General features: G+C 70.7%; 11 protein-coding genes and 1 pseudogene. 9 read left to right on the top strand and 3 right to left on the bottom strand.

Going from position 1 to position 14,600, the window contains the following annotated elements; translation table 11 throughout:
• Window positions 1–159: 159 nt before the first annotated feature.
• Window positions 160–822 (bottom strand): TetR/AcrR family transcriptional regulator, encoded by a 663-nt coding sequence (locus ABZ880_RS37525; RefSeq protein ID WP_361272693.1) that lies wholly within the window; start codon window positions 820–822, stop codon window positions 160–162.
• 183 nt (window positions 823–1,005) lie between these two features.
• Between ABZ880_RS37525 and ABZ880_RS37530 the strand changes: the two genes are divergently transcribed.
• Window positions 1,006–2,262: a YncE family protein gene (locus ABZ880_RS37530; RefSeq protein ID WP_361272695.1), complete on the top strand. Its 1,257-nt coding sequence runs from the start codon at window positions 1,006–1,008 to the stop codon at window positions 2,260–2,262.
• A 190-nt stretch (window positions 2,263–2,452) separates the two neighbouring features.
• Window positions 2,453–2,767, top strand: a pseudogene (locus tag ABZ880_RS37535) (MFS transporter); the annotation flags it as partial.
• Between the two features lie 134 nt (window positions 2,768–2,901).
• Here the strand turns inward: ABZ880_RS37535 and ABZ880_RS37540 are convergent.
• The gene (locus ABZ880_RS37540; RefSeq protein ID WP_361272697.1) at window positions 2,902–4,758 is read right to left on the bottom strand and encodes a cellulase family glycosylhydrolase; all 1,857 of its coding nucleotides are present in this window, start codon (window positions 4,756–4,758) and stop codon (window positions 2,902–2,904) included.
• Window positions 4,759–4,851: 93 nt separating this feature from the next.
• Window positions 4,852–6,825, bottom strand: a complete 1,974-nt coding sequence (locus tag ABZ880_RS37545) for a translation factor GTPase family protein (RefSeq protein ID WP_361272700.1) — start codon at window positions 6,823–6,825, stop codon at window positions 4,852–4,854.
• A gap of 264 nt (window positions 6,826–7,089) precedes the next feature.
• Between ABZ880_RS37545 and ABZ880_RS37550 the strand changes: the two genes are divergently transcribed.
• Genes ABZ880_RS37550 through ABZ880_RS37580 form a run of 7 tightly spaced genes read left to right on the top strand, consistent with a single transcriptional unit; the run spans window position 7,090 to window position 14,576 of the window.
• Entirely contained in the window at window positions 7,090–7,560 is a 471-nt protein-coding gene (locus ABZ880_RS37550) for a (2Fe-2S)-binding protein (RefSeq protein WP_361272702.1), read from the top strand.
• The gene (locus ABZ880_RS37555; protein ID WP_361272705.1) at window positions 7,557–9,929 is read left to right on the top strand and encodes a molybdopterin cofactor-binding domain-containing protein; all 2,373 of its coding nucleotides are present in this window, start codon (window positions 7,557–7,559) and stop codon (window positions 9,927–9,929) included. The genes ABZ880_RS37550 and ABZ880_RS37555 overlap by 4 nt, the downstream gene beginning before the upstream one ends.
• Window positions 9,926–10,780 carry a xanthine dehydrogenase family protein subunit M gene (locus tag ABZ880_RS37560; RefSeq protein WP_361272707.1) on the top strand — a complete coding sequence of 285 codons (855 nt, stop codon included), beginning with the start codon at window positions 9,926–9,928 and terminating at the stop codon, window positions 10,778–10,780. The genes ABZ880_RS37555 and ABZ880_RS37560 overlap by 4 nt, the downstream gene beginning before the upstream one ends.
• A gap of 24 nt (window positions 10,781–10,804) precedes the next feature.
• Entirely contained in the window at window positions 10,805–11,680 is an 876-nt protein-coding gene (locus tag ABZ880_RS37565; RefSeq protein ID WP_361272710.1) for a MoxR family ATPase, read from the top strand.
• Window positions 11,681–11,685: 5 nt separating this feature from the next.
• Window positions 11,686–12,864, top strand: a complete 1,179-nt coding sequence (locus ABZ880_RS37570; RefSeq protein WP_361272712.1) for a VWA domain-containing protein — start codon at window positions 11,686–11,688, stop codon at window positions 12,862–12,864.
• Window positions 12,857–13,957: an XdhC/CoxI family protein gene (locus tag ABZ880_RS37575; protein ID WP_361272714.1), complete on the top strand. Its 1,101-nt coding sequence runs from the start codon at window positions 12,857–12,859 to the stop codon at window positions 13,955–13,957. Before ABZ880_RS37570 ends, ABZ880_RS37575 begins: the two co-directional genes overlap by 8 nt.
• A gap of 19 nt (window positions 13,958–13,976) precedes the next feature.
• Window positions 13,977–14,576 carry an SRPBCC family protein gene (locus ABZ880_RS37580; RefSeq protein ID WP_361272717.1) on the top strand — a complete coding sequence of 200 codons (600 nt, stop codon included), beginning with the start codon at window positions 13,977–13,979 and terminating at the stop codon, window positions 14,574–14,576.
• Window positions 14,577–14,600: the final 24 nt, after the last annotated feature.

Raw genomic sequence — 14,600 nt, forward strand, 5'->3', positions numbered from 1 at the left:
CCGGTCCGGGAGCAACGGCTCGATCCGCGCCCACTGCGCATCACTCAACGACACACCAGACCAACGATCCGATGATCTAAACGAAACGCCCTAGGCGACACAGAGCGGGAACGGCGGGCCACATCGCGACGGCTCCCCCGAAAGCACCGCACCCGCCCGTCATTCGCCCGGCACAGCCCACCCCGGCGGTCGCAGAATCGCCAGCAGTTGCCGGACCAGTTCGTCCACCACCTCGTCCAGCGTCGCGTTCACCCAGCCCGCGCTCCAGTCGTGGAGCAGGCCGTTCACGCTGCCGATGAAAGCGGTCGCGGCGATGCGGTAGTCGCGGGAGGCCGCCTCTCCGTTGGCGGCGGCCGACTCGGCCTCGGCGCAGATGAGGTCCACCCAGCGGGAGCGGCGGGCCAGGCGCTGCTCCTCCAGCCTGGCGCTGACGCCGATGATCTCGACGAAGGTGATCCTGATCCGGCGCGGATCGCCGGTGACGTTCGCGGCGTAGGCCCGGAAGATCGCCGTGACACGCTCGGCGAGCGGCAGCCCCTGCGCCTCCGCGAACGCGGTCAACACGGCTTCCTCGGCCCAGTCGTTGACCTGCAGATGCAGGGCGGCCAGCACGTCCTCGAGGGTGCGGAACTCCTCGTAGAACTGACGGGTGGACAGACCCGCGGCCTCGCTCAGGGCCGCGACCGTGGTGGCCCGGTAGCCGGGGTCGGCGCCGAACAGCTCGAGCGCGGCGTCGAGGAATCTGCTGCGCCGCTCCGCCTGCCGCTGAGCAGCGGTCTTGCCGCCGTACCGGCCGGTCGGCGCCCTGAGCCTGCCCGCCACTGACCCTCCTCCGTCGCCTGATCCGTCAATTTTGTCGTGTACGCAGTCTTGTGGAGAAGGGCGCCTCTTCCTTACTTTCCAGTAAGTAACAGTCTGAACGTGCTCCTGTTCAGATTCAGTGATTCGGATTCAGCCTTCCGCCTTGGCATGCCCACGCCACCACCCGCAGAGGAGAGAGCACTCATGCCTGCCTTCAGACCCAGGCACCTTTGCTCCGCAGCCGCCGCCCTCATCCTGACCGTCACCGCCGCGACCGCAGCCGGCGCCGCCACGGACTCCTCCTCCGCCGCCGCCCTGCGCGAGGTGATGTTCGTCGGCAACAACTGGGACGGCACCGCGGACGTCATCAAGTCCACCGGAGACTTCGCGAAGGTCGGCCGGATCAACGTCATCCCGGACAAGGACGCACGGATGGCGGAGATCAACGCGGACCCGATCAAGTGGATCTACTTCATGGCGATCCGCAACGGCGTCGGCGAGGGTCACGACCAGTTCGTGGACGACATGTACTCCACCCCGGACGGCAAGTCGGTGGTGGTCTCCCGGCCGAGCTTCGCCGACGTGGTCTCGATCGACCTCGCCACCGGCAGCATCAACTGGCGCTTCCCGGTGTCGGGTTACCGCTCCGACCACATGGCGGTCTCCCCCGACGGCACCCGGGTCGCGGTGTCCGCCTCGACCGCGAACACCGTGCATGTGCTGGACATCAACACCGGCAAGCAGCTGGGCTCGTTCGCGACCGGCGACAAGCCGCACGAGAACATCTTCACCAAGGACGGCAAGTACATCTGGAACATGGCCATCGGGGACGTCAACACCTCCCTCGACGACCCGGCCTGGGACTGGACGAAGGGCGACCGGCACATCACGGTCGTGGACGCGACGACGTACAAACAAGTGAAGATCATCGACATGCGGGACCGGCTGGACGCCATCGGGCTGACCAACTTCTCCGACGCCGTCCGCCCGGCCGTCTTCTCACCGGACGAGTCCAAGCTCTACTTCCAGGTGTCCTTCTTCAACGGCTTCCTGGAGTACGACGTCGCCTCGGACAAGATCACCCGGGTGAAGACGCTGCCGAAGAACCCGGCGACCAGCGAGGACCGCACCACCTGGGTCAACGACTCGCGCCACCACGGGATTTCGATGAACCCGGCGGGCACCAAGCTGTGCGTCGCGGGCACGATGGACGACTACGCGACGGTCGTCGACCGCACCACCCTCCAGGAGGGACCGCTGGTCACCGCGTCCAAGCCGTACTGGGCCACGGTCAGCGGCGACGGCAAGGACTGCATCATCTCCGAGAGCGGCGCCGACCAGGTCACGGCGATCGACTTCGCGACCGGGCAGAAGGTCACGTCCGTCTCCGTCGGTGACCATCCGCAGCGGGTGCGGCTCGGACATGTCCAGGCCGACTGGTCGGGTACGCCCACGAGCTGACCTCCCTATGGACGTCGACGGCGCCGGACGACGAAGTCCGGCGCCGTCGTTGCCGTCCGGTGCCGGCCGGGCGGGTTCCGAGATGCGGATGCCACGGCTGCGGCCGATCATGAGAGTCGTTGCCGGAGGTGCGACGTGTCCGAGTCACCGCCGGCCCCGGGGTCCGCACGTCGAAGCCGGGAGCGCGCCCATGACCGGTCCCTCCAGCCATCAGCCGTCCGTCAGGGACAGACCCTCCGCCGCGGCCTGGCGCAACCTGGTGGTGGCGACGCTCGGCTTCATCCTCACCTTCCGAGCCTGGAACCTCCTCGCCCCCTTGGCCGGCAGCTTGGACGACCGGCTGCACATGAGCTCCTCCGACCAGTCCCTGCTGGTCGCCGTGCCGGTCCTGGTCGGCTCACTGGGCCGGGTCCCGGCCGGCGCCCTCACCGACCGCTACGGCGCCCGGCTGATGTTCCCGCTGGTCAGCGCCCTGACGATTGTGCCGGTACTGCTCCTCATCCCGGTGAAGACCTGACGCTCGCCGGTTGCGTCTACGCGTACGGCCGCATGCGGGACGCGGGTCGCACGGCCGCCGTCGAACCTCGGGCGGACGTGTCGGAGAAGATCCCCGGCCAGCCGCCCGCCCGAGTCACCCGGTCAGAAGTGCGCCGCCGCCCATGCCGCGAGCTCCGACCTGGCCGCGCTGAGCAGGCTCGCCGACGGTGACGTCGCTCCGTTGGTCACCAGCGCGTAGTGCAGGACGCCGGAGTCCGCGTCGGTGAGCAGCAGTCGGCGGCTGCCCGTGCCGCCCGGCTCGAGGGCCGCGCCGACCGGTGTCGAGGACGTGTACGCGGGCGGGCCGTAGACCGTACCGAGGTCGGAGACGACCGTGGTCGTGGCCGTGGGGAAGGACGCGGGCAGGTGCAGTTCGGTGGGTGCCGAGCCGCTGCCCGACTTCCACACCAGCAGCCCGTACTGGCCGGAGCCGACCAACTGGGACACGCTCGGCAGCGAACTCGGCACCGGGTTCCAGGTCAGGGTCGTGGAACCGTCGCGGGAGCGGTCCTCGTAGGTGAAGGCGAGGGTGGCGCCCGCGGTGGCGCTCGGGTAGACGCGGTCGAGGAGCCGGGCGTCCTGACGGAGCGTCACCACACCCGAGTCGTCGAGCTTCACGGCGGAGAGGTCCTCGTCGTTCCAGGCGTCACCGGAGGTCTGCACCTTGTCGGCGTTGTCGTTCATCAGTTCGTGGTGGCGGCCGTTGTAGACGTCCCACTGCCACTGGTTGCCGGACAGCACCGGGCCCGAGGAGGCCGGGTTGGACCACCAACCGGAACCCGGCAGACGGGAGTCGAGGGCCTGGTACATCGCCTTGTCGACCGTCGGCGCCTTGCCGGACACCGTCCCGGACAGCGGATGGCCGAACTCGCTGACCACGGCGGCCGTCCCCGCGGCCGACGCCCGGTCGCGGATCGTCCCGAAGTCCGTCGAGTACTGCCCGTCGGAGGCGTTGCCCCACATCAGGATCCCGGAGATGGCCTTCTGGTCGTAGAAGTGCGTGTTGAACACGTAGCGCGGGCCCAGCGTGCCCGCGTCGAGCAGTCCGCCCACCTGCTTCTGGGAGTCGATGTTGGCGTTCCAGAAGAGGTTCGGTTCGACGAAGGCGGGCTTGTCCTGCCAGCCGGCCGCGTCCATCCGGGCCCGGAACTTCTGGTAGAAGGGCCACAGCACGTTCTGTTCCCAAGTGCGGCTGGTCTGGCCCGAGTCGTAGCTGCCCGCGTACGGCTCGTTGTAGGGGTCGAAGCCGACCACTCCCGCGAACTCCGCGTCGCTCAGGTGCTGTTCGACATACGCCATGGTCTTCTGGGCGGTGTCCAGGAAGCTGTCCTGGAGGCCGTAGTTGTTGTGCCAGAAGTCGTACTGGGCCTTCGTCACCGCCTGGTTCTGGGTGATGTTCTGGCCCCAGAAGAGGCAGATGCCGCACGACTCCTGCGGGTAACCCCCCAGCGCCACCGCCCACTTGGGGGCTCCGTCGCCCGTGTACCAGCTGCCGGAGTTGAACAGGTAGCGGGAGTAGAGGTCCTGGTGGAAGTCGGGGTAGACGCGGATGCCGGCGTCGAGGAAGGCGCGCATCTGGTCGGTCACGGCGGACAAGTAGGTGGTGTCGACGGTGCCGCGGGTGGGTTCGGCGTGGGCCCAGGAGAGCAGGAAGCGGACCGAGTTGCCGCCGCCGAGGGCGCGCAGCGCGGTCGCGGACTTCTTCGCGTCGGAGACCGAGGCGAAGGGCAGGCCGCTGTTCTCCTCCAGTTTGGTCTCGCCGGAGACGTTGTAGCCGCGCAGCACGACCTCGCGGCCGTTGGCGTCGACGAATCTGCCGTTCTGCACGGTCAGCGGTGACTCGTCGAACCAGAGGGAGCCGGGGAGGGTGGCGGCGGAGGCGGACGGCGCACCCGCCACCGTCAGAGATCCGAAGAGGACAACCAGCACAAGGAGCAGACGTGTCCGGATATTCGGCATGTTCACTACAGTCCGGTGATTTCCGGACACCGTCAATACTTCTGACTCTTGAGTAAGTATCAGGATTTCCGATGACGTTCTTTCCCGGCCACCTCAACTCCCCACCCGACGCGTCACGTTCAACAGGTACCCCTTGCGGTTGAGGGGGTTGTGATCAGTGCGCGGACGTTCGGGAACCGTTCCGTACGTGATCGGTGCGTAGTGGTCGAAGGCGCTCTCCAACTCGCCCTCGCCGCGCGTGAGTCCGGGCAGCCGCTGCCCCAGCTCGTGCACCCGGCCGGCCGGGACCGCGCCCTCCAGGGCGCAGACGGCATCCCGCGTCTCGGTCGTGTGCGGTACGGCCCGCAGCGCGGCCAGCACCGGCAGCAGGGCGCCGAGGGTGTCGGCCGGGGCCTCGACGCGGAAGCGGTGCATGGGCTCGTACACCTGGGTGCCGGCGCGCCGCAGCGCCTCGATCAGGACCAGCGGCGTCACCCCGCGGAAGTCGGCGCCGGTGCTCGACATGCTCTTGTCGAAGCCCTGGTGGGCGTGGCTCTGGCGGGGCGAGTAGCCGCAGTGGGTCATGGTGACCGTGCAGTCGGCGACCTGCCAGCCGTGCAGACCCTGGCCGAGGGTTTCGCGGACGGTGTCCTCGACGGCCTTGAAGAAGGCGTACGGCATGGACCCGAGCTCCACCTCCAGCCGGAAGTCCACTCCCGAGCCGGTGGGCGAGGGGTCGACGCGCAGGCCGACGGTGGCCAGGAAGGGGTTCGGGGACTTCTTGTTGAACTCGACCGCCGCCCCGGAGCCGACGGGCCATTCGATGCAGATGGTCGTGGTCTCGCGGAAGGTCACGTCGAGCCCGAACTCCTCGGCGAGGGTGGCCTGGACGACCTCCTTCTGCACCTCGCCGTAGAGGGACACGGAGGTCTCCCGGCGCACCTCGTCGTGGCGCAGGTCGATCAGCGGGTCCTGTTCGGCGAGCCGGGCCAGGGCGAGATGCAGCTCCCTGCCGTCCACGCCGGGGCCCGGGACAACGACCGTCTCCAGGGTCGGCGGCGCGAAGAAGCGCTCGTACGCCGTGTGCGGTTCGCCGATCGGGTCGCCGATCCTGACGTCGGCCAGACCCCACAGCCTGGCGATGCGTCCGGCGGGCACGGCGTCCTCGCGCAGTTCGGTGCCGTGGCCGAAGACGCTGATCGCGGTGACCCTGCCCGCCTGGCGGGCCTCGCCGAAGGGGATGCGGTCGCGGGTGCGCAGGGTGCCGGAGAACATCCGGGCGTACGCCACCTTCTCCCCCGCCGGGCCGCGCTCGACCTTGAAGACGGTGCCGGAGACCGGCCCGTCCGGGTCGCCGCCGGCCGGGGGCAGGAGCTGCTTGACGCCGGTGAGCAGGGCGTCCACGCCCGCGCCGGTGATGGCGGAGCCGAAGTAGACGGGGTGGGCGACGGCCTGGCGGGTCTGGGCGGTGAGGGCGGCACGCAGTGTGTCATGTGACATACCACTGCCCGACACATAGGCGGCGAGCAGGTCGTCGTCATGATCGGCCAGAACGTCGAGTGCCGTCGGCGCGAGTCCGGGAGCGAAACGGGCGTCCGGTGTACCCAGCCCGTCGGCGGTCCCCATCGGCACGATCGCCGGCGTGAGCCGCCGGGAGATCGCGCGCAGGACGCCCTCGTGGCGTGCCCCGCGGCGGTCGATCTTGTTGACGAAGATCAGCGTCGGGATGCGCAGCCGCTGGAGTGTCCGCATCAGGACGCGGGTCTGCGCCTGGACGCCCTCGACGGCCGAGACGACGAGTACGGCGCCGTCGAGCACGCCGAGCACCCGTTCCACCTCGGCGATGAAGTCGGGGTGGCCGGGGGTGTCGATGAGGTTGACCGTGACGTCGTCGACCGGGAACGAGACGACCGCGGACTTGATGGTGATACCGCGCCGGCGCTCCAGCGCGAGGGTGTCGGTCCGGGTGCTGCCGTCGTCGACGCTGCCGATCTCGTCGATGACTCCGGCCGTGTGCAGCAGCCTCTCGGTGAGGCTGGTCTTACCTGCGTCTACGTGGGCGAGAATGCCGAGGTTGAGCAAGTGCACGAAGCGTCATGTCCTTAGCAGAGGGGGTCGTTCCTTCCTGGGTGGACATGCACGCAGTGCGCATTGCTGCTCCTTGAGTCTTCTACGTCGCTTCCCGAGCAGTGCAGCAGAACGGGCTCGACGGCGGCAATGCATTAACGCTCAACGAACCCGGCCACAGCACTCGCCGCCTCCCGTGCGCGGTCATAGAGTGACGTACATCACGCCCGGGCGTTGCTTTCCCCTGTTCCCCTCACTTCCGCCCGCTCGGTCTCTGGAGGGCACATGACCCACATCTCGGTGAAGGTGGACGGCACGACGTACGAGGACGACGTGGAACCCCGTCTCCTCCTCGTCCACTACCTGCGCGACCGTCTCGGTCTGACCGGCACCCCCATCGGCTGCGACACCTCGAACTGCGGGGCCTGCACGGTCGAACTGGACGGCGTCAGCGTCAAGAGCTGCTCCGTGCTCGCCGTCCAGGCGGACGGAGGTGAGCTGACGACGGTCGAGGGGCTGGCCCAGGACGGGGAGCTGAGCGCCCTGCAGCGCGCCTTCCACGAGAAGCACGCCCTGCAGTGCGGCTACTGCACGCCGGGCATGCTGATGGCCGCGCGGGACCTGCTGCGCGAGCACCCGCACCCCACCACGGAGGAGATCCGGCACGCCCTCGAGGGGAACCTGTGCCGCTGCACCGGCTACCAGAACATCGTGCGGGCCGTACAGGCCGCCTCCGAACAGGAGGTCCCGGCATGACCGACCAGGCCGTGGAAGGCGAGGTCGGGCGTGCCCGGCCGCGCAAGGAGGACGCCCGGCTGATCACCGGGCAGACCAACTGGACCGACAACATCAGCGTCAACGGACTGCTGCACATGGCGATCCTGCGCAGCCCCATGGCGCACGCCCGCATCACCCGCGTCGACGTCTCGCCGGCCCGTGAACGCCCCGGTGTCATCGCCGCGTTCAGCGGCGCCGACCTCGCCGAGGGACTGGGCTCCCTCCCGTGCGCCTGGCCGGTCACCGAGGACATCGTGCTGCCCGACCACCCGCCGATCGCCGTCGACGAGGTGCGCCACGCCGGTGACCCGGTGGCGCTCGTGGTGGCCCGCGACCGCTACGCGGCCGCCGACGCCCTGGAGGCGATCGAGGTCGACTACGAGCCGCTGCCACCGGTCCTGGACCTGGAGGCCGCGCTCACCGACGACTCCCCGCTGGTCCACTCCGACAAGGGCACCAACCGCTGCTACGTCTGGCCGCTGAAGACCGGCGAGGACTTCGACTCCGTACGGCAGCGCGCCGAGGTGACGGTCAAGCGCCGCTACCACCACCAGCGGCTCATCCCCAACGCGATGGAACCGCGCGCGGTCGTCGTCACCCCGCTCGCCGCCTCCGGCGAGTACACGCTGTACTCGTCCACGCAGATCCCGCACATCGTGCGCGTCATGATGGCGGTGGTCACCGGCATCCCCGAGCACAAGATCCGGGTGGTCGCCCCCGACGTGGGCGGCGGTTTCGGCTCCAAGCTCCAGGTGTACGGCGAGGAAGCGCTCGCGCTCGCGGTGGCCCGGAAGACCGGCCGGCCCGTGAAGTGGACGGAGTCCCGCTCCGAGGGCTACCTGGCCACCCACCACGGCCGCGGCATGATCCAGGACATCGAGATCGCCGCGAACCGGGACGGCAAGCTGCTCGGCCTCAAGGTCGAACTGCTGGTCGACATGGGCGCGTATCTGATGCTGGTCACACCCGGCATCCCGATCCTGGGCGCCTTCATGTACCCGGCGATCTACAAGATGGACTCCTACGACTTCACGTGCACCGGAGTCTTCACGACCAGGACACCGACCGACGCGTACCGGGGTGCCGGGCGCCCGGAGGCGACGTTCGCCATCGAACGGATCATGGACGAGCTGGCCGTCGAACTCGGCCTGGATCCGGTCGAGTTGCGGCGGCGGAACTGGATCAGGCACGAGGAGTTCCCGTACACGTCGATCGCGGGTCTGACGTACGACAGCGGCAACTACGAGGCCGCGACCGAGAAGGCGCTCGCGCTGTTCGACTACGACAAGCTGCGTGCCGAGCAGGCGGACCGCAATCACCGGGGCGACACCGTACGGCTCGGCATCGGTGTGTCGACGTACACCGAGATGTGCGGGCTCGCGCCGAGCCGGGTGCTGCGGGACCTGCGGTACGCGGCCGGCGGCTGGGAGGCGGCGACCATCCGGATGCTGCCGACCGGCAAGGTCGAGGTGGTCACCGGCACCAGCCCGCACGGGCAGGGCCATGTGACCTGCTGGAGCCAGATCGCCGCCGATGTGCTGGGCGTGCCGTTCGAGGACGTCGAAGTGGTGCACGGCGACACCAGGGCGGCCCCGCAGGGCATGGACACCTACGGGTCGCGCTCGCTCGTCGTGGGCGGGACGGCCGTGCACCATGCGGCGCTGAAGGTGGTCGAGAAAGCCCGGAAGATCGCCGCGCACCTGCTCGAGGCCAGCGAGAACGACCTGGAGTTCACGAACGGCGTGTTCTCCGTCAAGGGCTCCCCGGACGCCCGCAAGACCATCCAGGAGGTCGCCTTCGAGACGTTCACCTCGCACGACCTGCCGGACGGCCTCGAGCCCAGCATCAACGCCGAGCACCTGATCGACCCGGACAACTTCTCCTACCCGCACGGCACCCACCTGTGCGCGGTCGAGGTCGACACCGAGACCGGGCAGACACGGATCAGGTCGTACGTCTGTGTCGACGACGTCGGCAAGGTCATCAACCCGACGATCGTCGAGGGCCAGGTGCACGGCGGGCTCGCGCAGGGCATCGCGCAGGCGCTGTACGAGGAGGCCGTGTACGACGACGAGGGCAACCTGGTCACCGGCACGATGGCCGACTACCTGGTGCCGTCCGCGGCGGACCTGCCGGACTTCGTGACCGAGCGGACGGAGACACCGGCCACCTCGAATCCCCTGGGAGTCAAGGGAGTCGGCGAGGCGGGCACGATCGCGTCCACGCCGGCCGTGGTCAACGCGATCGTGGACGCACTGCGGCCGCTGGGGGTGCAGGACGTTCGGATGCCCTGTACGCCGGAGCGGATCTGGCGAGCGGTTCAGTCCGGCAAGGAGGTCCGGTCATGATTCCTCCGGCATTCGACTACGCCCGTCCGGTCAGCGTCGACGAGGCGGTGCGCACCCTCGCCGACGCCGGCGAGGAGGCGAAGGTACTGGCCGGCGGGCAGAGCCTGCTGCCGCTGCTGAAGCTGCGGCTGGCCTTCCCGGAGCTGGTCGTGGACGTCGGCCGCATCCCCGAGCTGCGCGGGGTGCGCGAGGACGGCGGCACGCTCGTCATCGGCGCCATGACCACCCACCACGACGTCGTCCACGATCCACTGGTGCGCCGGCACGCGGGCCTGCTGGCGTCCGCCACGGCGACGGTCGCGGATCCCGCCGTACGGCACCGGGGCACACTCGGCGGCTCGCTCGCGCACGCCGATCCGGCCTCGGACCTGCCCGCGGTGGTGCTGGCGCTCGACGCAGAACTGGTGGCCCAGGGCCCGCGCGGGCGGCGCACGATCCCGGCGCGCGAGTTCTTCGTGGACTACCTCCAGTCCGCGCTGGAACCCGACGAGCTCCTCGTGGAGGTACGGGTGCCCAAGGCGGACGGCTGGGGCTTCCACTACGAGAAGTTCCACCAGGTGGCGCAGTCCTGGGCGATGGTCGGCGTGGCCGCGCTGGTACGGCGCGACGACGGGCACATCGCCGAGGCGCGCGTCGGCCTGACCAACATGGGCTCGACGCCGCTGCGGGCCTCGGCGATGGAGGCGGCCCTGCCGGGCGCCGGCGACACCGAGGCCGTGGCGCGGGCCGCGGAGTCGGCGGCGGAGGGCACCAGGCCGTCGCAGGACACCTCCGCCTCGCCGGAGTACCGCGAGCATCTGGCGCGGGTGCTCACCCGGCGGGCGGTGCTGGTGGCCGCCGGAATGGGGTGAGGACCGATCACGCACACGCACGGCATGGGCGGCCCGGAACAGGTGCGGGCCAGACTCGAGGAGACGGGATACCTCGTCGACGACGGACTGGCCATCGCCTGCTTCCTGGCCCTCAGGCTGCATCGGCCGATCTTCTGCGAGGGCGACGCGGGCGTCGGCAAGACCGCGCTCGCCTCCGCCCTCGCCGAGGCGCTCGGCGCACCGCTGATCCGGTTGCAGTGCCACGAGGGCATCGACGCCTCACAGGCCCTGTACGACTGGGACTTCCCCCGCCAACTGCTGCATCTGCGCGCCGCGGAGGCAGCCGGGGTGAAAGACGCCGACCGGCTGGAGGGCGAGCTGTACGACCGCCGCTTCCTGGTCTCCCGGCCGCTGCTGCAAGCCCTGGAGACACAGCCGTCGGTGCTGCTGGTCGACGAGATCGACCGGGCGGACGACGAGTTCGAGGCGTTCCTGCTGGAACTGCTGTCGGAGTTCTCGGTGACGATCCCGGAGCTGGGCACGCTGCGCGCCGAGGTGCCGCCCGTGGTGGTCCTGACCTCCAACCGCACGCGCGAGGTACACGACGCGCTGAAGCGGCGGTGCCTGTACCACTGGTTCGACCACCCGGGCTTCGCCCGCGAACTGGCCATCGTACGGCGGCGGTTGCCAGGTGTCTCCGAGCGGCTGGCGGAGCAGGTCACCGCGCTGGCGCAGGCACTGCGCTCCCAGGACCTGCTCAAGCCGCCGGGCGTGGCGGAGACCATCGACTGGGCCGAGGCCCTGGACGCGCTGGGTGCCAGCGAGGTGGACGCGGAGCTGGCGGTGGCGACGCTGGGTTCGGTGCTGAAGTATCGCGAGGACGCGGAACGGGCACGGGGGCTGGATCTGGCGGCGGTGCTCGCGGCGCGGGGGGCGTGAGCGGCGTGGACCTCCCCCTGTCCGGTAACGGCGATCCGCCCGCAGCGCCCCGCGCCGACGCCGTCCTCCTCGGCTTCGCCCGTGCCCTGCGGGCCGCCGGCGTCGATGCGAGCGCCGAGCGCGTGCACGCCTTTCTGCGGGCGGTGGACGAGCTGCGGGCCGGGATGCGGGCGGACGTGTACTGGGCGGGGCGGCTGACGTTGTGCGGCGGGCGGGACGACCTGGAGCGCTACGAGCGGGTGTTCGCCGCCTACTTCGGGGGCGGGCCGTCCGCCGGTCGGGCCGTTGCCGCCGCTCCCCCGCCCCGGCTCCGGCTGGTCCTGCGGGACGGTCCCGTGCCCCGCGCGAACGCCCGCGACGAGCACCATCAGGCCCCGCCCACCGCCGCCCTCGCGAGCTCCACCGAGGTGCTGCGCCATCGCGACGTCGCCGAACTGGACGCCGTCGAGCGCGAGCAACTGCGGCGTCTGCTGGCCGCGTTCGCGCTGCGGGGCGAGGCCCGGCGCAGCGCACGGCGGCGGCCGGCCCGGCGCGGGGAGGTCGATCCGCACCGGACGGTGCGGGAGTTGCTGCGGCGCGGCGGCGAGCCCGCACGGCTGCGGCGGCACGCGCGCGCCGAGCGGCCGCGGCGGGTCGTGCTGCTGGTGGACGTCAGCGGCTCGATGGCGCCGTATGCGGACGCGCTGCTGCGCTTCGCGCACGCGGCCGCCCGCGGGGCCCGTACCGAGGTGTTCACCATCGGCACCCGGCTCACCCGGGTGACCCGCGAACTGTCCCACCGCGACCCCGACTTGGCGATGACCGCGCTCGCGGCGGCCGTGCCCGACTGGCGCGGCGGCACCCGGCTCGGCGAGCTGCTGCGCGAGTTCCTGAACCGCTGGGGGCAACGGGGCATGGCGCGCGGCGCGGTGGTCGTACTGCTGTCGGACGGCTGGGAGCGCGGCGATCCGGAGCTGCTCGGCGCCCAGATGCGCCGACTGCACCGGCTGGCGCACCGGGTGATCTGGGCCAACCCCCGCAAGGCACGCCCCGGTTACGCTCCACTGGCCGCCGGGATGGCAGCCGCGCTGCCGAGCGTGGACGCGTTCGTCGAGGGACACAGCCTGGCGGCGCTGGAACAGTTGGCGGCGGTGGTGCGAGGGGCCGAGGCTGTGGCCCCCGTGGAAGGAGCGGATCGTGCGTGAGATTCTTCCGACGCTGAGCGAGTGGTACACGGCCCGGGTCCCGTTCGGCCTGGCGACCGTCGTCGCCGTGAGCCGCAGCGCCCCGCGCGATCCCGGTGCGGCCATGGCGGTCGGCCCGGGCGACGAGGCCGTGGGCAGTGTGTCCGGCGGCTGCGTGGAAGGGGCGGTGTTCGAGCTCGCCCAGGAGGTCGTCGAGACCGGCGAGGCACGCCTGGAGACCTTCGGGTACAGCGACGAGGACGCCTTCGCCGTCGGGCTCACCTGCGGCGGCGAGATCACCCTGCTGGTCCGGCCCGTCACCCAGGAGACCGATCCGGGCTTCGCCGCCGTAGCGGAGTCCGTCGCCGCCGGCCGCCCGGTGACCGTGGCGACGGTGACGGACGGGCCGGCGAGGATCGGGGCCACCCTCGCCGTCTGGCCGGACGAGGTGTCCGGCACGCTGGGCTCCACCGGCCTGGACGTGGCCGTCACCGCCGACGCGCGCGGCGAACTCGCCCAGGGCGCCACGGGGTTGCGCCATTACGGCCCGCACGGCGAGCGCCGCGAGGACGCGGTCACCGTCTTCCTGCACTCCTTCGCCCCGCCGCCGCGCATGCTCGTCTTCGGCGCCATCGACTACGCGGCCGCGGTCGCCCGCATCGGCAGCTTCCTCGGCTACCGGGTCACCGTGTGCGACGCCCGCCCGGTCTTCGCCACCCCGAAGCGCTTCCCGGACGCCGTGGAGGTGATCGTCGACTGGCCGCACCGCTACCTGCAGAGCACCGACACCGACGAGCGCACCGTCATCTGCGTCCTCACCCACGACCCCAAGTTCGACGTACCGCTGCTGGAGGAGGCGCTGCGCCGGCCGGCCGCCTACATCGGGGCGATGGGCAGCCGCCGCACCCACGACGACCGCATGAAACGCCTGCTCGATGCCGGGCTCACCGAAACCGAACTGTCCCGGCTGCGCTCCCCGGTCGGCCTCGACCTCGGGGCCCGTACGCCCGAGGAGGTCGCCGTGTCCGTCGCCGCCGAGATCGTCGCCCTGCGCTGGGGCGGCACCGGCACCCCGCTGACGGCCACCGGAGGCGCGATCCACCCGTCGACGTAACCGCGCATAGGAGGAAGCCATGGAACTGAACCACGAATTCACCGTGCCCGTGCCGGTCGACGACGCCTGGCAGACGCTCCTGGACATCGAACGGATCGCGCCCTGCATGCCCGGGGCGGCCGTCGAGGAGTACGACGGCAAGACCGTCACCGGCTCGGTGAAGGTCAAGGTGGGCCCGATCACCGTGACGTACAAGGGCACCGCCGTCTTCGAGGAACAGGACGAGTCGGCGCACCGCATGGTGCTGATCGCGAGCGGCCGGGAGACCCGCGGCCAGGGCACCGCGCGGGCCACGGTGACCGGCACGCTCACCGAGCAGGACGGGAGCACGGCGGTGTCGGTGCGCACCGATCTGACGATCACCGGGCGGCCGGCGCAGTTCGGGCGCGGGGTGATGGCGGAGGTGGGCGACCGGCTCGTCGGCCAGTTCGCGCAGTGCCTGTCGGAGCGGATCGTCGAACCCGCGGCTGCGGTCGTGGAGCCACCGGAGGAGACCGAGCCGCTGGATCTGTTCCGCACGGCCGGGGTTCCGGTGGCCAAACGGGCCGCGGTCGGAGTTGCCGCAGTGGTCGTGGTGGCGGTGGTGGTGTTGCGACTGCGGCGATCGCGGCGCCATTGATCTCTCTCAGCGCATCTTCCTTCC

The sequence above is a fragment of the Streptomyces sp. NPDC047043 genome (assembly GCF_040644055.1).
In the GTDB taxonomy this organism is placed as follows: Bacteria; Actinomycetota; Actinomycetes; order Streptomycetales; family Streptomycetaceae; genus Streptomyces.